This window comes from Rhodococcus sp. IEGM 1409, from assembly GCF_030056735.1.
Lineage (GTDB): Bacteria > Actinomycetota > Actinomycetes > Mycobacteriales > Mycobacteriaceae > Rhodococcus_F.
Genome location: NZ_JASHKN010000001.1, coordinates 230,957 through 250,717, shown reverse-complemented (window position 1 = coordinate 250,717; position 19,761 = coordinate 230,957). Strand labels below are relative to the sequence as shown.

Sequence of the window (19,761 nt, the reverse complement as noted above, 5' to 3'; positions counted from 1 at the left end):
CTACGGTGGCTGTCGCACCGGCTCTATACGTCGCAGCGCCGACGCTCACACCAACTCGATTCGGACTCGTCTCGGCTGGGGATTTGGTGGTTCCCGAGGACCCCCGATTCGTCAACGGCATTCAGTTCGAAAGCAACCCGTCCGGGCCCGCGAAGCTGGCGCCCACGGAATGCGAAGACCCACAAACCCGCACCGTCGTTGACGGCATCGAGGTCATCGAAGCGGGCCCGATCATTGTGTACAACGGATTCACCTGCCGCGCTGTCGGTGTTGACGAATCCGAAATGCTGGACCGCGCCCGCAAAGCCCTCACCGGTGGCGAATGGGCTGGTGTCGAGAAGGCGCTGCCGTTGATGAACGCCGAAACCGACATCCTCACCACCGGGGCTGTGCCGCTGGTGAAGGGTATCGGCCTGCTCGAGGATCATCTCACCGAGCAGTACGGCGGTGTCGGTGTCATCCACGCACCGCGTCACGTCGCGATGTTCGCCGCTGAGCGCCGGCAGGTCGACGTCGACGCTGGCCGTAAGGTCACTGCGCTCGGTACGCGCTGGTCGTTCGGCAACTACCCGAACACTGATGCTGCCGGCGCACCCGCAGCTGTCGATACTGCGTGGCTAGTCGCCACCGGTGCTGTGCAAGTCCGGCGCGGTGATGTCAAGCAGCGGCCGGCATCATTCGCGGAGGCATTCAACTACGCCACCAACGAGATACAGGCGATCGCTGAACGAACGTATGTCGTGTCATGGGAAGCGGTCCAAGCCGCTGTCCTCGTCAACCTCACCAGCAGCTAGGAGCACTGTAATGCCTTCAATCATCCCCACCTCATCTGACCAGGTACAGGACATCGCTCGCGCCCTTCTCGAAGCGGCTGATTCGCCTGACGAGGTCCGCACCGACACGTCCGGTCCGCGGTTGGCGTTCATCGTCTCTGACGAGCTCGCCACGAAGGCCGGTTTCGGCGAGTACGACGACGATCCGGAGCCTCTCCCCGAGCCCGAGCCCGAGCCCGAGTCGGTTCCCGTCGAGGAACCGCCACGCAGTGGCAAGGGGTCCGGCGAAGAAGCCTGGAAGAAGTTCCTCAACGATCAGAAATTCGAGTTCGATCCAAAGCTCGAGCGCAATGACCTGATCGCACTCTGGGATGCACACACCGGCGGTCAGTAATGACATTGACCCTGCGTCGACTGCGCATCGAGATCACTTCCCTGCCTGCAGAACTCCTGCAGTTGGGTGCTCTCGTTGTCGCAGTCGCGCGCGGTCTCGACTACATCCGACTCCCAGCTGACCTCACGCCGGATTCGTTGTCGGTGATCGAGGCTGCGCTCCCGTTCGATGTGTGGGGGTGGATCTTCCTCACCGCCGGAGCCGTCGGACTGCTGGGCATATTCGTACCCCGCATCCCTATGACCGCGTTGGCGCACGGGGTGCTGTTCGGCCTGTACCTCGTGTTCGGTATCGGTGCGCTCGCAGAGCTTGCCGACCGAGACTTCCTGTACGGCTGGCGAACTGCTGTCGGGTGGGTGCTCGGCGCCGCGGCGGTGCACCTGGTTTTGGCTGACGCGTCGATAGATGGTTGGAGGCGGACACGTGCCCGATGATGTTGCCGCGCTCTTGCAGGGGCACCCCTGGTTGTTGTTGGTAATGCTGGTGGCGATCGTCATCAGGTATGTAGGACAGCTTCTGTCGGAGGCGTCGGAATCGTGGGCGAAAGTGCTGGGGCCGTTGGGGAGACGTTGGCGTTCGAAGGCTGAACGTCGCCGGTTTGTGGAGGCAGCGGACCTCGCGGATCTTCGCCGGCAGGTCGACAACCTCGCGCCGCGAGTGGAGTCGATGACCGAGAAGGTCGCGATGTACGACGACTATCTGCAGTACGACGCGAACTGGCACCGCGACATCAACCTTCATGGCGCGGAGCGGGGCTGGGAGTTCCCGCCGCCGGAGCACATTTCGTTTCTCGCATTCATGCGGCAACGCCATCAGGCAGGGGATATCTGACAATGAGTGTGATCACTGAGGACTTCCGCCGGTTGGACGGGGTTGCTCCGTTCCCGGCGGATTTGGCGTTCGTGTACTTCACGGTCCCGCGGCGTCGCGAGAACGCAGCCGGTACATGGGTTGTGGTGCCGGTCGAGGTGAAATGCCGCCTTGTTGGAGGGCAGTTGACTTCGCCGAACCTGGATCCGGGTGAGGCGACAGTGCGGATCGGGCCGCACGGTCCGACGTACAAGATCATCATTCCGGCAACTGATGCCCGGTTGTGGGATCTGATCGAAATGTACGAGATCCCCGACCCTCCAGTTGTCTCGCTGGTGAAGCAGTACCTGGAAGATACGAAGGAAGCACGCGACATCGCGGTCGCAGCGGCCGAAGGTGTTGCCGGCATCGGTGAGGACCTCGAACAAATCGCGCAGGATCGGGCGGCAGCAGAGGCCGCTCGCGACGCGGCTCAAGGGTTCGCCGGTAGCGCGAGTGAGTCGAGCGGGCACGCTGCAGTGTCCGCGGTATCGGCGGGAGACTCGGCAACCCTGGCCGGCCAACGGGACACCAGTGCGGCTGGACACGCGAGCAATGCCTCTGCAAGTGCGACGGCGGCGGGCCAGTCAGAAGCGGCTGCAGCGCAACATAAGGAAGATGCCGAAGGCGCGGCGGATCTCGCCGTCCAGACAGCGGCGGGCATCCAGGATGTTGCAGAAGATGCGGCGCAGGTTGCAACAGATCGGCAGGCTGTCGAGTCCGCGGCCTCCGCAGTCGCGACCGACCGCCAGACCGTCACGACTGCACACGATGTCGTGGTTGCAGCGCAGACCGATGTCGAGCAGATCCAGACCGATGTTCACCAGACGAAGAGCAGCATCGAGAACACATCCAACCTCGTCGACCAGACACTCGCGCAATACGGCACCCAATTCGTCGCGGAGAGGGAGCTCTCGCAGCAGGCGGTGACGGATGCGACAGCGCAGGCGCAGCGGGCTGAGGACGCCGCTGATGGCATCGTGGCGGGCTCTGTGCTCGACAACGCGGTCACGACACCGAAGCTCGCCGACGAGGCTGTCACGAAGGCGAAGACGTCACCGGCTGTGCAGGCCTCGCTCGACAAGGCCGACGGGTCGGTGCAAGGCGATGACCCACGCCTGACAGATGCGCGGCCCCCGACAACGCATACGCACGCGGAGTCTCAGGTCACGGGCCTGACTGCGAAGCTCGCGACCAAGGCCGACCTCGACAGCAATGGGGTTCTCGTTCAGTCGCAGATCCCTGCAGTGGCGATCCGGGACTTCCTCGGCGCCGTGTCAACACAGTCAGCGATGCTCGCCCTGATCGGGCAAAAGGGCGACTGGTGCACGCGGTCTGACCGAGGTTCCGACTTTCAGATCATCGGCAACGACCCGACACAACTGTCGAGCTGGCGCGAGAACACGTATCCAGCTTCACCAGTTTCGTCGGTTAACGGACGCCAGGGCGCGGTCACAACCCAGGCCGTCGACATCACCGACTCGACTGCCGTCGGACGCGCAGTGATGAAAGCGGCCGATGCTGCCGCAGGCCGACTGGCACTTGGCGTCGACGCGCCTTCCGACACGCGCAATCCCTCGCCTGGGTCGGTGACAATCGCGACGATGGCGTCGGCTGCGAAGCAAGACACTCTCCGATTCGGACTCTGGTCGGACACCCGCAAGGTTGGCACCGGTGACGGATTCGCGCCTGATGGCTGGGAGTTCACCTATCCGGTCACTGTGACCGGGTTCAAGGTGCAGTTGGGCACGGCGGACGCATCGGGCGCTTCGTCTGTGGTTCAGATGCAGAAGAACGCGGTCGATGTCGCCGGCGCGAGCGTCAGCATTGCGGCCGGCACGCGCACTGGTTCTGCGACAGGAACATTCGCGTTCGCTGCCGGAGACGTTCTGACGTTCAGTCAGACCGCTGCCGGAACGACGCCTGGTAAGCGAGCGTCGATTATCTTGTCGATGACGAGGGCCTGACATGTCGATGTACTGGTTCAACTCGGGGTCAGTCGATCTCGTGCCGCAGATATCGGCCACGGTGTATCACTTCAAAACCACTGGTTCCACGCTGACGTTCAACCTGCCGCCGGCCGAAGTGGGTGACATACGGATCGCGGCGGTCGCTTCGATCCGGGCCTATGTTACTAGCCGGCCACCTACTGGGTGGGTCACAATTCAAGACAACGGCAGCTGGTCCAACAACAATCTGTTCGTCTTCGGGCGGGCCAAGCAAGCTGGCGATCCCGATGCCGTGTCATGGGCCACTGCGGGATACGACAGCGAGTTCATCGTCTTCGTCGCAGTACTGCCAAAGGTCGCCCCGGTGCCCAACGCTTCCGCGAAGTCCGAAGGCACCGGGCTCACATGGCCGACCCCCGCGGTAACGACGACCGTGCCGAACTGTCTGATCTTGCGGTATGCGGTCAGCTCCGGAACCGGGGTCACAGAGATCGCGTGGGGTAGCGACGTCGAGTCGATTTTCTCGTACACCATCGCCGACAAAGTGACGCTCGGTGTCGCAATCCAGAAGGCAAGAGACCCAGGTGTCTACGCGGCAGTCAATGCAGGACAACCAGCAAGTCGACGTTTTTCGACAACGACAGTCGCGGCCGCATCGATCGACTAGACCCGCACATGACAAAGCCCCCGATCTCATCGCATCAAGCGGTGGCCTCGGGGGCTTGTCTGCGTCTACCGGTTACGTCAGTCGCGTTCTCCTGATGCGATCCGACAAGGAGATGACATTTGAAGCCGGAGTCGAGACCAACTGCGGAACGAGCCTAGGTTCTTCCAGACCTACCTCCACCGGCTCCTTGGTCCTCCAGCCGCGACTCGAAAGCTGAATCATGAGGGACTTATACCGCTCCTGGTTGATCACTTCCAAGGTCAAGGCTCGTCTGATTATTGCCTGAATGGAGACGCCCCACTTAGCCTTAAGCTTGCTGTAGCCGAGCAATGTTAGACCTGGTGAAAGGTCTTCCAGTATCGCCGATTCAGGAAGCAAGAATGCGCCAGCAAAGACGTTTGCTTCCATCTCTCGTAGATTCTCCGATTCCGGTCGAGTCCGGGTATGCAGGACTAGGTGCCCACCCTCGTGCGCGACAGTAAAACGAAGTCGATCTCCGGCGTCTCGTGCAGCAACTGCTATGACAAAGTTGTTGCCATCATCTGACGGGCTGGATATACCGTCGAGTTTGCCGTTCGGGACCACATCACACTCGAACGGCACAACGGCAATGCCAGCACGCTCGAACGCGCGCGTCACGTTCGGTATCGGGGCATGGGGATCGAGGGCAAGGGTTTGCCGGGTCTGACGGGCAGCCTCAGTGATTTCAGGAAGCGGGAGACCGATGGACCGCGGTGGTGTGTCGATCGCTATGTTGCGAAAAGGGATGTCGGCCATCTTGGCTTGTAGCTCGCGCTCAAGGTCTCCGAAGGTGAAGATAGCCGCGTCCTGAGCCTTGGCCGTCAACACATTTCGGCGAAAGTTCAAGGATTTGCGTGTGTAGTCAACTGCGGGCAAGAGAAAGTAATCATCCGAAAGGTCGAATCGAACTATTGCCGCTGAAAGAACGGCCGGCGTTGCAGTGCGCTCATTGCGCTCAACCTGCGAGAGCAATGACTGTGTGATTCCGAGCTTGCGCGCAAAATCGCCCTGCGTCAGGCCGACCTTCGCCCGCAGCTGCTTGAGTCGCAGATTGGGGTCGATCGTCACTGTGCTGATGTCCCCTTTCCATCTTCGTTGTCGTCTTCGCGATCGATAAAGAGTAGAGGTTCATCGATCGGGTTGAACGGATTGATGTGTTCAGCGAGGGTTGCGCCCTGAATGAGCGGCAGACCAAACTCCCACTCTCCGTCGTCCAGGGAACGACCGGGTTTGGCTTTGAGGAAGGTGAGAGGCCATGGGTCTGACAACTCGCCGTGTTCGTCAAGCTTCGGCCAATCCCAGGCAAGTGCTGCCCTTTCAAACTTCGACGGCTGAAGTTTCAGCTGCGAAATCTGGAACAGTCCCGGTGGAGCGCTTGGCACTTGCGATGCCATCGCCTTACCAAGGCCTGTCGAGCGACGCAACGAGAGCTGCAGCTGACTATCCTTGTCAGTCAGCACAATCCGCGGACAGCTCTTCGCCAACTCGGAATCGAAGGTGAAAGATGCGAGATGTTCGGGCAAGTGATCCGCGAGGGCCCGCTTGAACGAGGCCGTTCGATACCAGCCGGGGCTGTTCGCAGGGGCATAAGTGAGCTTCCTGATGGTCTCGTACGCTGCAGCGAGAGCCTCATGCAAAGGGTCGACGATAGGCCGGAGGAGGCGAGCGCAATCCTCGCTGGTGTTTGTCATGGCCTCAAAATATCACATTCTGTGCGAATTACGACCCCGAAACAAACACTTTCAGCTCCAGGGTGCGGGGCCGAGCTGGTCTTCCCTTACCCTCCCGACCCCGCGTTGATGAAGATAGCAAACATCGAACAGGTGTGCGAATATTTTGGCATGCCCAGCTACGAACGGCCACCGAAACAATGCCCCAACAGGCACCCCTTCGGACCCAACACATGCCTCGTCGGCTGGGAAGTCTGCGCATGCACCACCGCCCACAACGGCGGCCACCGCACCCACTACTGCCGACAATGCGGAGAAACCGTCCGTACCCCACCCTGTGCCGGCGCCAAACCCCAAACCGACCGCTGGACCAACAAACCCGCACGCATCCCGCCCCCACCGGCAGACAACGACTATCCTCACCTGTAGAGCTGCTGGCCTCGGGCCGAGCGAATCTTCTTCCGCTCGGAGGCTCACATGCCCACCACTGTCTGGCCCAGTATCCGCTCCCACGTCGCACGTGCCACCAAGCTCGATGCTTGCGGCGCACCCGTCATTGGCCCCAAGTCGACGATCGTCACCGACGGCCACGTGTCCATCAAGATCAGCCCCCAGTACGAGGACGGTGAAGAAACCGCCCCCAAGAACGCCGCCGGGAAGATCCAGTTCGTCGACAAGGCTGACGACGAGTTGAAGTATTTCAACGTCGAGATCGCGTTCCTGAAGGTCGATCCGGAACTGTTCAACATGGTGACCGGTCAGCCCATCGTCCTGGACCATGCAGGGAACGCCGTCGGCTTCGAGATTGGCGCGACAGTGAAGGCGAACGTCGCGCTCGAGACGTGGTCCGATGTTCCGGGCACTGTGTGTGGCCCTGATGGAAAGCTGTACGGCTACTTCGTTCTTCCGTGGCTGAAGGGTGGCCGGTTGGGTGATTTCTCGTTTGAGAATGCGCTGGCGAACTTCACGATCACCACGCGCACAGAGGCGAATTCGCCGTGGGGTGTCGGCCCGTACGATGTGGTGCTGCACGCTCCGGTATCCCCGTCTACAACGCCGTTGCCAGGTCCGCTGTTGACGCCGATCGCTGCGGATAAGCATTTGCACGGTGAGCCCACTCCGGTGATCTACCCGGCGACGACGGCCGGAGCGGTTGCCCTTACTGCTTAAGGGTCGGCTGATTCCCTGGTTCGCCGGTGTCCATCGGTGGACCAGGGAGTTCCGGGACTACTCCGACTTGTCGTTGACCTCATCGCTGAAGAGGAATCCATTGACGGCGAGTTGGTTTAACTCGCTTGTGATCTCGTCGATCTGTGTTGTGGTGTATGTGGTTGAAGCCTTCGACCTGAGATCGTATGCAGAGGCCACCCCGGGGGAGTTGCCGGATGACCAGAACGCGTGGAGAATTTGGTTTCGGCGCTTCATGCCTTTGCTCGCAGAACTGATCCACTTTTGCCAAAAATCCTTCTGAGCCTCGTTCAGAAAAGTATCTTGATTAATGACCTCAAGGTTGCGTTCGGTGACCTGCCAAAAGGGTCCAGTGTTACCTGCTCCGTTTGGGTCGAGGGACCTCGCTATGTACTCCAGTTTTGCCGCTGCAATTGCGAGGCGACCTATCGCGCATAAGTGTGCGTCGTCGATGTCCATGATTCAGAATATGGCGCTGCGATGTCGATGCGCTAGCCCCCAGTCTCCTGGGTTTCGGACGCGCCTATACGGCCCGATGCGGTAGACACTGTAGGGAGTGTCTAACGTAATGGAGGAAGTTCTGTGAGCGGACCGTGTGAGTGGCCGGTGCAGTCGTCAACGAAGGAATGGACCGACGCCGATCCAGATGACAAAGCTGTCGCCGCGGAGTTAGCGACGAACATTCTGTGGTCGTTGACCGGGCGGGTGTTCGGGTTGTGTGAGGTGTCGGTGCGGCCGTGCTTCAGTCCCGCTGACTATTCGACGTACCGCGGCCGGTCGGGTTCGGGCGCCGACTGGTTCCCGGGACTGGTGTCGGGTTCGTGGATGCCAGGGTCGTGTGGTTGCGCTGACGGATGCAACCATCCGTCCGAGGTTGCGTTGCCGGGTCCGGTGGATTCGATTGTGCAGGTGATGATCGACGGCGAAATCCTCGACCCGTCGGAGTATTTGATCCGCAACAATCGTTGGCTTATCCGCACAAGTGTTGGGGTGTGGCCACAGAATCAGAACCTCACCGTCCCCGACGATGCGGTGGGTGCGTTCACGGTGACGTACAAGCAGGGCATCGAAGTTCCGCTCGCGGGGCAGTTGGCGGCCGGTGATCTTGCGGTTGAGTTCCTGCGGGCCCGCAAGGGTGGCAAGTGCAAACTTCCGGACCGGGCGATCAGCGTGTCCCGGCAGGGTGTGGATATTCAGCTCGTGGATGCGCAGGTGCTGTTCGAGCAAGGGCTCACCGGTGTCGCGTCGGTGGACCAGTGGATCGCCGCGGTCAATCCGCACAAGTTGAAGTCGCGGCCACGGGTGTATTCGCCTGATTCGCCACGGGTAGCGAGGATCCGCTGATGGACGTCTACGGCAAAGCCACAGTGCTGCTGAACGAACTCACCTCCCGGCTGGAGTCGACGCGCGCCGGCCAGGTCGACTACGCGGCTGTGCATCCAGGAGACATGGTGCCCGCGTATGGATGTGAGACGGCGTTCGTGCGACCGGGGCAGATCTATCCGACGGTCGCGTTCCCGGCGCCGTTGAATCCCGCGCAGATCGACGCGTCGCAACCTGTCCTGTACGCGGCGGACCTCGAAGTGGTGGTATTTCGTTGTTACCGAGGCCCGGAAGATAATTCGATGCCTCAACTGCAGGAGCTGGATTCACTCGCACGGGACGCTCTCGACGATGCCAGGGCGATGATGCGCGCAGTGTCCTGCGCGTTCGATCGTGGCACTCAGTTCTTCTGCGGTCCGTGGATACCCCGAGGCCCGTCGGGCGGTATCCATGGCGGTTCGATGACGGTCACTGTCGGTGTCGACTTGTGGTGCCCATGCGATGCAGTGATCCCGGAATTCGATGCCGTGTTCGCACCGTTGGACGGCGATCCTCGCATCGAATAACTATCGGTAGGCACAGTTGTACTGTGTCCGCCGTATGATCTGGTTCATGACCACTGTGCATGTTCGTGCGAATCAGACCACAGTCGATTGGGCGGAGGGCGCCGAGTTCGTGTGCGAGCGCACTCCGTTCGTCGACAACCTCATCCAACACGGAGGACTCACCGTCATCGAGCACGAGGGACTCGTCGAACTCGACGCTTCAGACCACCTGGATGCACCGAGGGAAGTGGTGAGTGATCCCAGCAAGCCGTACGTGCGGTACGCGGAGGGCGGTGTCGTTGACGCTCAAGACAAGGTCGCAGCTGCCTACGCGGATGCGAGTTCGTCGTCCGAGGAACGTCGGGACGCAGAGAAGGCGATCGCTGACTCTCAGGCGGATGCCACTGCGGCGCAGGAAAACCTGACCGAGGCACGTACCGATGCCGCCGAAACCATCGCCGAGTTGAACACCGAACTCGACAACGAACCGCCGAAGACCACCCGGCCCCGGAGAAAGAGCAGCTAATGCCCGCCCACGTGGTGATGTACCGGGAACGGATGGAGCAGGGTCTCGCCCACGACGGCATGCAGCGGATGAACGACATCGGCCGGCAAGTCGTGAATCACGCGCGCGCTGACTGCCCTGTCGACTCTGGTCAGACGAGGTCGTCGATCACCCATCACGTGACCCTCGTCGGCCGGACCGCACGACTTCGGGTCGGGTCGCCGCTCGAGCGGGCGAAATGGCTCCACGAAGGCACGGGCATCTACGGCCCGCACAAGAAGCCGATCGTCCCGGTTTCTGCGAAGGCGTTGAAGTTCCCGACGCCAGGGGTTTTCGGTCCGATGCCACGCGGTGGATCCCGCCGCCCAGGTGGGTTCGTGTTCGCGAAGTCCGTCAAAGGCATCCCACCGAACCCGTTTCTCACCACTGCATTGAAGACAGTTCTCGGCACCACCAACGTCACCGTCCGCCCAACCACCACCTAAGGAAACCGCAAATGCCTCCACGCGCACGCAAGACCGCTACCAAGCCTTCACAGGCCGACGGCAACCCCACCACGAAGGAAGTCGAGAAGGTACTCGACATCATCGAAACCCCCGACGAAATCCTGGACACACCGAAAACTGTCGATGACGAGGGTGCCCCCATCCCGGCCGAGCTGCAGTTCAGCACGGAAGATCTTCCTGACCTGCCCGAGGATGACGGTCACGTCGAATACCTCACTGTCGATGGTTTCGAGCTGAGAGCCCGCAAACCGGATCCGTCAGCGTGGAACCTGGTCATCGGCATGATGTCCGATGACGCCACTGCGGCTGACAAGGCGCGATCGCTGCAGACGTTCATCAACCACATCTTCGACGAGCCGTCTCGCATGTACATCAATCGCCGATTGTTCACGCGTGGTGACAAGTTCGATCAGGACTTCCTCGAACGAATCGTGGTCACGATCATCGAGCGGTTCACTCCGGAGACGAATCGGGAGCAGCGGCGCGCGCGAGCTCGTGCCACGAAGCGCACTCGATAGTCAGTGGCTGAACCGTGGGTCTCTGACCCGACAGCGTGGGCAGTAGATGGCCGGGTCATGCATGTGACCCGGCCGGACCTTGTTCCGCTTGTGCACATGATCATCTCGTTCTCGCCCATCCAGGTAGTGATGGGCTCACTCCGCGACATCGACGACAAACAATGGTTGTTCGAGCAGATCCTCGACCCAGACTCGAAGATCGGCAATGACTTCGTCCACCTTGTTGCGGATGCCTTGGTGCAGGAATGGTTTTGGATGCCGCGGTGGACGGTGCAGGAAATATGGTGGAAAGCGATGGGCAACTGGTCCGACGTCGACGGCGAGCTGTCGATGCGCGGGGTAAACCTGGTGTCGATGCCGCCGGCGCAGGCAACGAACACGGTGAAAGCTGTTCTGCGGAAGTGGGCATCAGGAAACAAAGAGGCAGCCGAAGAGTTACAGCGCGACCTGACGACGGAGCCGCCTCGCATCGCGCTCAATCCTCGACGGGCGGAAATTGCCCCGGAAGCAGTTGAGGCTGAGGGCTTTGATTTCATGGCTGCGCTCGAGTTGGCGAACCAACACCAGCGGTGACTTTCCGCTAAACCCGTCGGGTACAGATACCCTGCATATAGAACTTTGCTGCTGGCCTCGGGCCGGGCATCACCACTGTGTGATCCCGAGGAGCCTCCGGCGTGACAGCCCCGTACGCAAAAGCTGTAGTCACAGCGGAACTCGACTGGGGCAACGTCGGCGCCGAGTTCGAAGCCCGCGTCAGAGTCGCCGCCGAGAAGGCAGCGAAAGCCGCGCAGAAGCAGTTCGATCGGGTTCGTCTGGCGGCGAAGGTTTCTTTCCGTGCCGATGTGGCGGAGTTTCGTCGGGAGACTCAGGAACGTCTGAACAGGGCGTCGTTCTCGGCGAACGTGGTGTTGCGCGCGGGTACGGCGAAGTTCCATGCCGATGTTCGGAAGGCGACGAAGAACCTTCCCGGCGCGAAGGTGGAGGTCACTCCCGAGGTCAAGAACATTCAGTCCTTCGTTCAGGGGCTCGAGGAACGTTTGCGGGTCGCGCGGATCACGGCTCCGGTGTTCCTGGCGGTCGCGAACGAAGCTGATTTCCTGGCGCGCATTGCGACGCTGACGCGTCCGGTGACGCAGACCGTCAACATCATCACCACCGGCGACACCAGTGGAGCTGGGGGCGGCGCTGGGGGAATTGGCGGACGAAACGGGCGACTCGGCGGACCAATCCGCATGATCCGCATGCAGATCGAGATCGATCGAGCATCCGTCGCGAGTGCAGAAGCGCAGCTGTCGGCCATACAGACCAGGCTCACGGCGGCCCGAAGTCAACAAGCAGAGTCGATCGACCGAGTTCGAGTGGCGGACGCTCGGCTCCAAGAAGTAAACGCACGATCAAACTCCACGACGTCTCAGCGGCTCGCAGCGCAGGCCGCGCTTGCCCGCGCCAACAACGTACTGGGAACGCATACAGCGCGGGTCACCCAACTGATTGGCGATCAGGCGAACTCGCACCACCGTCTTCGTCGCGCGCAAGATGACCAAAACTCGATGTCCCGCCTCGTTATGGCCGGCATCGAGGGCATCGGCAACATGATCGCGAATGCTGGCAGCAGCCTAATTTCGATGCTCAACCCGGCTGGCCTGGCAAAGATGGCGCTGATCGCCCTGGCAGGGCTAAGCCTGGTTCCTTTGCTCGGGCAGCTTTCACAGGCTGCGGGGATCATCTCACTGCTACCTGCTGTAGCTGCGGCGGCTGTCGCAGGTATTGCCACCATGGTCATCGGGTTCACCGGTGTGTTCGACGCATTCTCGAAGGGGTCGAAGGCTGCCGAGATCGCAGCGAAAGGCACTGCGGCTGCCGCGAAACAGCAGGAAGCAGATGCACGTAAGCGCGCGCAGGCAGCGAAGGCCGTGGCGGCGGCCGAACGTGGGGTGGAGAGCGCGCTCGACGGTGTAGACCGGGCTGAGCGTGGTGTCACGCAGTCGCAACGTCAGGCGGAGAAGGCACAGGAAAGCCTCAACCGTGCTCGTGAAGATGCGAAGGCGACGATCGACGATCTGAACTTCGCGCTCAAGGGCACCGCGATCGACGAACGCGATGCGGTGTTGGCGCTCGCGAGGGCGCGGGAGGCCTACGACAAGACGTTCGCGGACCCTGCAGCGTCAGCGTTGGATCGGTCCGAAGCTGCTCTCGGTGTGGACAAGGCGCTGCGCCAGCAGGAAGAGGTTGGGCGCCGGAACACGCAACTCGCGAAGGATGCCGCCAAGGCTAATGAGAAGGGCATTGAAGGAGCCGACCAAGTTGTCGCGGCGAAGGAAGCTGTCGCCGAGGCGGATCAGGGCATCGTCGACGCGAACAAGGCTGTTGTCGATGCGCAGGATCAGGTAACACTCGCGCAGCAGAACCTCGCCGACGCGCAGGATGCAGCAGCTGAGGCGATGACGTCGAACGCTGACGCCGTCGACGAATACGCGGACGCACTCGCGAACCTGTCCCCGAACGCTCGCGCCTTCGTGGAGCAAGTTCGTGGCCTGAGCGACGCGTGGAAAGAACTGCGACTCGAGATCCAGGACAACCTGTTTGCTGGATTGGGTGACTCGATTGTCAACCTAGCCAACAACTATTTCCCGATCCTCAAGATCGGTCTCGGTGGTATAGCAACCGAAATTAACGGCGGACTCCGGCGCGCGATCGATGACTTGTCCTCGGACTCGGTGAAACTGGACTGGACCACGATCCTCGACAACACAAAGGCATCGATCGGGCCTGTAATTGACGGACTCACCAACCTTTTCGGTGCACTCACGAACATCGCATCTATCGGCTCGGAATTTCTGCCCGGATTCAGCGATTCGTTCGCGGACACGATGAAGGAATTCCGCGACTGGACTGAGTCCGACGAGGGCGAAAACTCGATCCGGAACTTCATGGAGAAGTCGATCGAGTCACTGAAGCAGGTCAAAGACTTGTTCCTCGCGGTGGGCAGCGTGATCGGTGGGTTGTTCGCGACGTCGGAGAAGACCGGAAAGTCGATGATCGAGTCGATGACTGACTCACTTCGCGAATTCTCGGACTGGATGAAGACGACAGACGGCCAAGAGCGCATGGGGAATTGGTGGCAGACAGTCAAGGACACTGTCGGCGAGATCATGAATATGGTCAAGAACGCGATTGTGCTTGTGGACAAGGTCTTGGTTTTGGCTAAGGCACTCGGGTTGATCGAGGACCCAGATGCACCTGAACCTCCGGCGATCACAGGGCCACGCCGAGATGCGCCCGAAATCTCCGGGACTGCGCTCGCGACTGGTGGTCTTCTCGGTCGAGGGAACGTCTTCTCCCAAGCCAATAGCGGTCTGGTTCAGCCGATCTGGCGTTGGTTGAAGAATGACAACAGTGACGGTCTGTGGGACCAGCTCAACGGCATAGGTCGATGGATTACCAACGACGACAACAACGGCTTCCATGCCTGGGCCAAGGGGGTCGGCTGGAACGGCACCGACGAGATGCCCACTTCGCAGCGCTTCCCTGGCGACGGCATCGATCACGCAACAGGTAAGCCAATCAACGGCGAAACAAGCCCGGGCGCAGACGCAACTATCGAAGTGCCCAACCCCTACGGCAAGGGCGGCATGCGTAAGCCGATGACCAAGGCCGAATGGATGTCGTTCTTCGAGCCGGGCACCGAGGCTGCTGCCGAGGCTGAGGCACAGTTCGACGAGACCTGGCGTAACGAGAACCAGAACACACAGGAAAGCCTCGACGAGCAGAAGGGGTTCTTCGGGAACTTCGGCTCGAAGATCAGCGAGGTCTTCGGCGGCATCGTCGAAGGCGACATGCCGAACTTCATGGGCGGTCTCGGTGGAACCCTGTCGAACGTTTTCTCCTTCGATTCGGAAGGCAGTTCAGCGTTCAGTCGCTTCGGATCGAACGCTGGTCAGGCTCTGTTCTCCCTCGCAACAGGAGATTTCACGGGTTTCACGTCCAGCCTGGGCGAACTGGGAAGGAACATCTTCGGCACCACTGAGGACGGCAAGATCAACTTCGATGGCTTCCGCAACAAAATCGGTGAAGTCATCGGGGACATCGTCGGAAGACTCTTCCCCGGTCTGAAGCCCGGCCTCGACAAAGTAGTCGAGTGGGGGGCCGGCGCAGTTGCAGGGTTCGCGAGCGCGTGGGACGGCCTCCGGAGCGCGGCGGCCACACCGATCAACTTCATCATCGACACCGTCCTCAACAACGGTCTAGGCAAGGCATGGAACGCGGTTCACTCGATGCTGGGACTTCCTGCGTGGCCGACCATCGATCCGATCGGCGAAGTAGGCGGTAAAGCCGGCGGAAACATCGCCGACAACATGATTCACCGCCGCGACGGAGGCGCAGTGTTCGGTGCGGGTGGACCGCGTGAGGACAAGATCCCCGCCTGGCTGTCGAACAACGAACACGTCTGGACCGCAGCCGAAGTGAACGCCGCTGGCGGACACAAAGCTGTCGAACAGATCCGCAACGGTGTCCTCGCAGGGAACTACCGCGACGGAGGAAAGGTCGTCGGAGGAAAGGGACCGGCACGCTTCGCTATCGGCGGTGGCGTGATGTTCGGATCCGACGCGGACACATGGATGTCGGACGTCATCCAGAACACATTCCCCGAAGCGACAATCACTTCCGCGCTCCGCCCCGGACATTCCGGATTCCATGGACGCGGGCAGGCCGTCGACATCGACGGACCGAACAAGCAGCAATACGCGAACTGGATCTACGAGGCGTACCCCCAGTCGTCTCAGTTGATCTACGGCCCTGGACCGCTGCTGTACAACGTGGGCGGGCAGTCCATCACCGACCAGAACCAGCTCGCGAACCAGGTCTACGCCGGTGACCTTCCAGGACACTTCGACCACGTTCACTGGGCGAACTCGATGCCGCTCGCTGAACTGTCGGAGGATCAAAGGAAGTCGCTGTTCGACCGCGTCAAGGAGTTTGGCGGCGCAGTAATCAACACGATCGGGAACCAGACGGCGAACCTGTTCGAAATGCCGGTCAAGGCGATCCGAAAGACCATCCCGGAATTTTCCGAGCTCGGGATGTTCGGGAAGATCCCGCTGGCGCTGTACGACAAGGTGACCGAAGCTGCTCTCAACAAGGTGCGGGGTAAGTCGCAGAGTATTGGTGGCGGCGGTGATGTGCCATACGACAAGTCGTCCGGGGCCGAGCAATGGCGACCACTCGTCGAGAAGCTCTTCGACGAGAAGGGGATCGACCGGTCGCTGGTCGACAAGTACCTGTACCAGATCCAGCGTGAATCGGGTGGTAACCCGAACGCGATCAACGACTGGGACATCAACGCGCAGAACGGTGTCCCGTCGAAGGGCCTGGCGCAGGTCATCGACCCAACATTCGAATCGTTCAAGGACCCTGGTTTCGACAACATCTGGGATCCGGAAGCGAACCTGCGCGCGTCACTGAATTACTTGCTTCGTGATCCGAAGTTCGGTGGTCGTGGTGTCGGTGCGTTGACCGGTGCGGGCTACGACCAGGGCGGTATCGCGAACGGTATCGGTGTGATGCCGAAGTTCACGTTGCAGCCTGAGCGGGTCTTGTCTCCTGAGATGACTGCTGATTTCGAGCGGCTGATTTCGGTGCTCGAGCGTCCGGACTTCATCGACGTTCTCCGTCAGATCACGAGCGATGCAGTGACGAACGCGGCGACAGCGGCGTCAGTATCGAGTGGCGCGACTGCTCCTGCACCCGAGGTGAATATCGCGGCTGCTGCGTCGGGCCCGTCGACGGCGTTCGATCCGAACAACACCGGATACGACGACACGTATTACAACGACACCGTCGCCCGTGGTGGGAAGGAAGGCGCCGACGCATGGCTCGCACGTCAGGACTTCGGACCTCAGATCCGCACGTGGGGGATCAACGCACTCAAGGAGATCGGCGGTGAGTTCGCATCACCCCTCGGGTTGGAACGTCGTTGGGGTGAGGCAGTCGATCAGGGCGCGAAGGACGCGATGCGCGCAGCCAATGGCGGCGGCAACACGTACAACATCACGCAGGAATTCCACGGCTACAACGGCACCCCGCAACAGTTCCTCGCGGAAGTTGAACGCGAAGCCCGCCGCGGCATGACAGCACTGACACCGGTCTAGGGGAATGGAATTCGATGAACAACTGTGACCCCGACTTCAACGGCGGCTACCCCGTCCTGTTGATCATGCGCGATTTCGATCCCACGAGTCCGACGTTCGAGGAAGACATCGTCACTGTTCCGATCTTCGGACCGGACTTTGTGGGTCAAGGCATTTCGCTGCTCGAAGGGTATTCGGGTTTCTACCACACTCCGATCACCCCGGTTCGGGAACCGCACGCATACCAGGCGGGTTCAACTCCCAGCGATTACACGCGGGTAGAGGAACGGATCCTTGACTGCGATATCGGTGTGCAAGGCAGGAACTGGGCTGAATTCGTGCAGGTCGAAACCTTGCTGTGGAAGATCATGAAGCCGCCGAAGGGGAAGCGCCCGGACTTCGTGTTGCGCTTCTACTTCGGCCCCGGCGAGGACGACTGGCGCGAGATCACCGTCCGTTTGGAGCGCACCCCGAAGGACCTGTTCAGCCGCGGCCCGGGGCTGACGACGAAATACAAGTGGTCATTGACGCTGCTGGCGTGCGATCCGTACTGGTACTCGCGGACCTTGCAGGACACCGTCACCTTCGACACCGGCACCGGTACGGGTGCGAACCGGATCAGTCAGCGGACGTTGGTGATCGACAACATGGCGGACCAGGAGTGCTGGCTCGAGTACGCGTCGAACGAGCTGACTGCAACGTCGACATTCACGTTGCCTGATGCGCTGGGTGTGTACCCGAAGTGGCACACCTCGGCTGGTCAAAGAATCTATGTGCCGTTGCCGCAGCTAGGGGTAGGGAAGTCGTTCCTGGTGCAGACAGATCCTCTGCAGATCGCCTTGGAGACTGCCGATGATTCTCAAGAAGTTGCGAACCTGCAGGGCGACTTCAACAATGCGTTGCCACCGCACACGGTCGGCGCTGAACTGCCGGTGACGTTGAAGGGCGGGACCGCGCAAACCCAGCTCAGTGTCTACGCCGTACAGCAGTGGGACCGCGCATTTGGCGGTGAAGCGCTGTGACTTCGAGACCGGTACACAGAGACAACTTCATCTACCGGGTTGGTGAGTGCTGATGCCCACAGCTTTGATGACTCCGGATGAGGTTCGGAAGGCAATCCGTCAGCGCACCATCGAGCGCATCTCGATCATGCGGTCCCGGCCGAAGATCTGGTTGTTCGACAAAAATTGGCGGAACCCCGTCCGCATCATGGGGGAGGTCAAAGCGTCGTTCGAGGAGAAACTGAACGACGCCGGCGAAGGTGACCTCACCCTGTTCGGGAACCACAAGATCCGCGAGTGGGTGATCGAGGAACTCGAAGACGAAGAGGACATCCACATCCGCGTCCAGATGGGCGGCAAGGAGTGGACTGGTAAGGCGGTCTCGATCACCAACCGCGGTGACGAGCAAGGGTTCGAGTACATCGAAATCAAGTTCGTCCACGAGTGGCAGCATCTGAAGAAGATCGTCTGCTACTCGAATCCACTGCTGCCGGCTGAGTTGCAGGCCCCGAAGATCTGGGCGTACGCAGGCCCGTCGATTTACGGCATCAAGACGTTGATGTTCTTGAACCTGTTGCGCCGCTTCGGGCCGCTGTGGGGTCTGGCGGAGGATCTCTTCAACCCGCAGAACTGGGCTGCGAATCTCAACCCTGCGAACTGGCCGATCGTCGTGCTGCCGGGCAGTTTCTTCGGCGATACGTCGATGTGGCAGATCATCACCACGAGGTTCGGGAAACTGCACGATGTCATCGCACCGAGTTTGGCGATGGCAGGGTTGCAGGTCATCGCGAAGCGTTGGTTCCCGGGTATGCCGCAGCCGGCGCCGAATCACTTCACGTTGACGGAGACGACGTTGACGCTCGACGTCGTCGACAAGTCCGGGTACCGCGGTAAGAACGGCAACATCCTCGACGGCCTCCTGCATCTGGTTACCGAGATCGCGGATGATCTGATCAATCAGGTCGTCACGCAGATCACCGGCGCACCGAACCCTCCCGAGTACTCCCTGTCTGGGTACCTGGGCACGAACTCGGAGCGCCCGTTCGTGACGTGGCGCAACGCGAAACGCACCGGCAAATCGGGAATCGGTCAGTGGCAGTGGACAGTCCACAAGGCGCTCGCCGGGGCAATCGTCACGGGCGGTCACAGCCCTGACTGGGTGAACGCTGGCCTCAAGCTCATCGCCAACGCGATCCTCGGCTACATCGGGGCGATGTTCGGCAACGCAGGCCTCGGGTTGGGGATCCTGGACTCTGTCATCGAGGACGTCGTGTTGGCGTTCCACCGGATGGCGAATCCGATACGGCAGAACAGGATGGGCATCCGCGGCCCGGGCTGGGGTGAGGAATGGGAACCCACCGGCGGTACCGGTGCGTCCCTGTCCGCGTTGCAGGCGATCCAGGCCGGCTTCGATCGGACGAAGGCTTACCGCTCCTACAAGGTGTCTGTCCGGAACTTCGCCCCGTGGCGCGTCGGCGAGCATTTCGATCTCGGGGACCGGACCGCGGTCGAGGTAGGCAAGCGCGGCACATACTACATCGACCATGTGTACGGGTTGAAGGTGTCGTGGTCGCGGACCGAGGATCCGTGGTACGACATCTCGATCGGTGACGACAAGAAGGACATCGCACCGAATGCAGTGCTGACCCGGCAGGTCGAAGGCTTGAAGGCGATTTTGCAATCGGTCTCTGTAGCAAGCTGATGACAGAACCGGTAGATACAGT

General features: G+C 60.9%; 19 protein-coding genes. 16 read left to right on the top strand and 3 right to left on the bottom strand.

What is annotated here, in order from left to right; genetic code table 11:
• Positions 1-5: 5 nt before the first annotated feature.
• The 6 genes from QM716_RS01180 to QM716_RS01155 are packed head-to-tail and all read left to right on the top strand — an operon-like array spanning position 6 to position 4,632.
• The gene (locus QM716_RS01180; RefSeq protein WP_283301732.1) at positions 6-794 is read left to right on the top strand and encodes a hypothetical protein; all 789 of its coding nucleotides are present in this window, start codon (positions 6-8) and stop codon (positions 792-794) included.
• Positions 795-804: 10 nt separating this feature from the next.
• Entirely contained in the window at positions 805-1,167 is a 363-nt protein-coding gene (locus QM716_RS01175; protein WP_283301730.1) for a hypothetical protein, read from the top strand.
• The gene (locus QM716_RS01170; protein WP_054780908.1) at positions 1,167-1,601 is read left to right on the top strand and encodes a hypothetical protein; all 435 of its coding nucleotides are present in this window, start codon (positions 1,167-1,169) and stop codon (positions 1,599-1,601) included. Before QM716_RS01175 ends, QM716_RS01170 begins: the two co-directional genes overlap by 1 nt.
• Entirely contained in the window at positions 1,591-1,998 is a 408-nt protein-coding gene (locus tag QM716_RS01165; RefSeq protein ID WP_283301727.1) for a hypothetical protein, read from the top strand. Before QM716_RS01170 ends, QM716_RS01165 begins: the two co-directional genes overlap by 11 nt.
• A gap of 2 nt (positions 1,999-2,000) precedes the next feature.
• Entirely contained in the window at positions 2,001-3,983 is a 1,983-nt protein-coding gene (locus QM716_RS01160; RefSeq protein WP_283301725.1) for a hypothetical protein, read from the top strand.
• Position 3,984: 1 nt separating this feature from the next.
• Positions 3,985-4,632 carry a hypothetical protein gene (locus tag QM716_RS01155; RefSeq protein WP_283301723.1) on the top strand — a complete coding sequence of 216 codons (648 nt, stop codon included), beginning with the start codon at positions 3,985-3,987 and terminating at the stop codon, positions 4,630-4,632.
• A 72-nt stretch (positions 4,633-4,704) separates the two neighbouring features.
• Here QM716_RS01155 and QM716_RS01150 read toward each other — a convergent pair whose 3' ends face one another.
• Together QM716_RS01150 and QM716_RS01145 are read right to left on the bottom strand one after the other, a co-directional pair.
• Positions 4,705-5,721, bottom strand: a complete 1,017-nt coding sequence (locus QM716_RS01150) for a helix-turn-helix domain-containing protein (RefSeq protein WP_283301720.1) — start codon at positions 5,719-5,721, stop codon at positions 4,705-4,707.
• A complete protein-coding gene (locus QM716_RS01145) occupies positions 5,718-6,344 on the bottom strand; it encodes a hypothetical protein (protein WP_283301719.1) in 627 nt (208 codons plus the stop codon). The genes QM716_RS01150 and QM716_RS01145 overlap by 4 nt, the downstream gene beginning before the upstream one ends.
• A 456-nt stretch (positions 6,345-6,800) precedes the next feature.
• Between QM716_RS01145 and QM716_RS01140 the strand changes: the two genes are divergently transcribed.
• Complete coding sequence (locus QM716_RS01140; protein ID WP_283301717.1) at positions 6,801-7,493, top strand: hypothetical protein; 693 nt, start codon at positions 6,801-6,803, stop codon at positions 7,491-7,493.
• Between the two features lie 57 nt (positions 7,494-7,550).
• Here QM716_RS01140 and QM716_RS01135 read toward each other — a convergent pair whose 3' ends face one another.
• Complete coding sequence (locus tag QM716_RS01135) at positions 7,551-7,970, bottom strand: hypothetical protein (RefSeq protein ID WP_283301716.1); 420 nt, start codon at positions 7,968-7,970, stop codon at positions 7,551-7,553.
• A gap of 123 nt (positions 7,971-8,093) precedes the next feature.
• On the opposite strand from QM716_RS01135, the gene QM716_RS01130 reads away from it, so the two are divergent.
• From QM716_RS01130 to QM716_RS01090, 9 genes are all read left to right on the top strand, one after another.
• Positions 8,094-8,855: a hypothetical protein gene (locus tag QM716_RS01130; RefSeq protein WP_283301714.1), complete on the top strand. Its 762-nt coding sequence runs from the start codon at positions 8,094-8,096 to the stop codon at positions 8,853-8,855.
• Positions 8,855-9,400: an MACPF domain-containing protein gene (locus tag QM716_RS01125; protein ID WP_283301712.1), complete on the top strand. Its 546-nt coding sequence runs from the start codon at positions 8,855-8,857 to the stop codon at positions 9,398-9,400. Before QM716_RS01130 ends, QM716_RS01125 begins: the two co-directional genes overlap by 1 nt.
• A gap of 46 nt (positions 9,401-9,446) precedes the next feature.
• Positions 9,447-9,905, top strand: a complete 459-nt coding sequence (locus QM716_RS01120) for a hypothetical protein (RefSeq protein ID WP_283301710.1) — start codon at positions 9,447-9,449, stop codon at positions 9,903-9,905.
• Positions 9,905-10,369: a hypothetical protein gene (locus QM716_RS01115; protein WP_283301709.1), complete on the top strand. Its 465-nt coding sequence runs from the start codon at positions 9,905-9,907 to the stop codon at positions 10,367-10,369. The genes QM716_RS01120 and QM716_RS01115 overlap by 1 nt, the downstream gene beginning before the upstream one ends.
• Before the next feature lie 11 nt (positions 10,370-10,380).
• The gene (locus tag QM716_RS01110; protein WP_283301707.1) at positions 10,381-10,908 is read left to right on the top strand and encodes a hypothetical protein; all 528 of its coding nucleotides are present in this window, start codon (positions 10,381-10,383) and stop codon (positions 10,906-10,908) included.
• Positions 10,909-10,965: 57 nt separating this feature from the next.
• Positions 10,966-11,481 carry a hypothetical protein gene (locus tag QM716_RS01105; RefSeq protein WP_283301705.1) on the top strand — a complete coding sequence of 172 codons (516 nt, stop codon included), beginning with the start codon at positions 10,966-10,968 and terminating at the stop codon, positions 11,479-11,481.
• A 101-nt stretch (positions 11,482-11,582) separates the two neighbouring features.
• Positions 11,583-17,057, top strand: coding sequence for a transglycosylase SLT domain-containing protein (locus QM716_RS01100; protein ID WP_283301703.1), 5,475 nt, complete (start codon positions 11,583-11,585; stop codon positions 17,055-17,057).
• A gap of 14 nt (positions 17,058-17,071) precedes the next feature.
• Positions 17,072-18,058, top strand: a complete 987-nt coding sequence (locus QM716_RS01095) for a hypothetical protein (protein WP_283301701.1) — start codon at positions 17,072-17,074, stop codon at positions 18,056-18,058.
• 52 nt (positions 18,059-18,110) lie between these two features.
• Positions 18,111-19,739: a Gp37-like protein gene (locus tag QM716_RS01090; protein WP_283301699.1), complete on the top strand. Its 1,629-nt coding sequence runs from the start codon at positions 18,111-18,113 to the stop codon at positions 19,737-19,739.
• Positions 19,740-19,761: the final 22 nt, after the last annotated feature.

Bases quoted from the DNA above. Each gene is read 5' to 3' on its own strand.
- QM716_RS01175 (WP_283301730.1), top strand. From the start codon at position 805: ATGCCTTCAATCATCCCCACCTCATCTGACCAGGTACAGGACATCGCT.
- QM716_RS01170 (WP_054780908.1), top strand. From the start codon at position 1,167: ATGACATTGACCCTGCGTCGACTGCGCATCGAGATCACTTCCCTGCCT.
- QM716_RS01160 (WP_283301725.1), top strand. From the start codon at position 2,001: ATGAGTGTGATCACTGAGGACTTCCGCCGGTTGGACGGGGTTGCTCCG.
- QM716_RS01155 (WP_283301723.1), top strand. From the start codon at position 3,985: ATGTCGATGTACTGGTTCAACTCGGGGTCAGTCGATCTCGTGCCGCAG.
- QM716_RS01145 (WP_283301719.1), bottom strand. From the start codon at position 6,344: ATGACAAACACCAGCGAGGATTGCGCTCGCCTCCTCCGGCCTATCGTC.
- QM716_RS01140 (WP_283301717.1), top strand. From the start codon at position 6,801: ATGCCCACCACTGTCTGGCCCAGTATCCGCTCCCACGTCGCACGTGCC.
- QM716_RS01135 (WP_283301716.1), bottom strand. From the start codon at position 7,970: ATGGACATCGACGACGCACACTTATGCGCGATAGGTCGCCTCGCAATT.
- QM716_RS01125 (WP_283301712.1), top strand. From the start codon at position 8,855: ATGGACGTCTACGGCAAAGCCACAGTGCTGCTGAACGAACTCACCTCC.
- QM716_RS01120 (WP_283301710.1), top strand. From the start codon at position 9,447: ATGACCACTGTGCATGTTCGTGCGAATCAGACCACAGTCGATTGGGCG.
- QM716_RS01115 (WP_283301709.1), top strand. From the start codon at position 9,905: ATGCCCGCCCACGTGGTGATGTACCGGGAACGGATGGAGCAGGGTCTC.
- QM716_RS01110 (WP_283301707.1), top strand. From the start codon at position 10,381: ATGCCTCCACGCGCACGCAAGACCGCTACCAAGCCTTCACAGGCCGAC.
- QM716_RS01105 (WP_283301705.1), top strand. From the start codon at position 10,966: ATGCATGTGACCCGGCCGGACCTTGTTCCGCTTGTGCACATGATCATC.
- QM716_RS01095 (WP_283301701.1), top strand. From the start codon at position 17,072: ATGAACAACTGTGACCCCGACTTCAACGGCGGCTACCCCGTCCTGTTG.
- QM716_RS01090 (WP_283301699.1), top strand. From the start codon at position 18,111: ATGCCCACAGCTTTGATGACTCCGGATGAGGTTCGGAAGGCAATCCGT.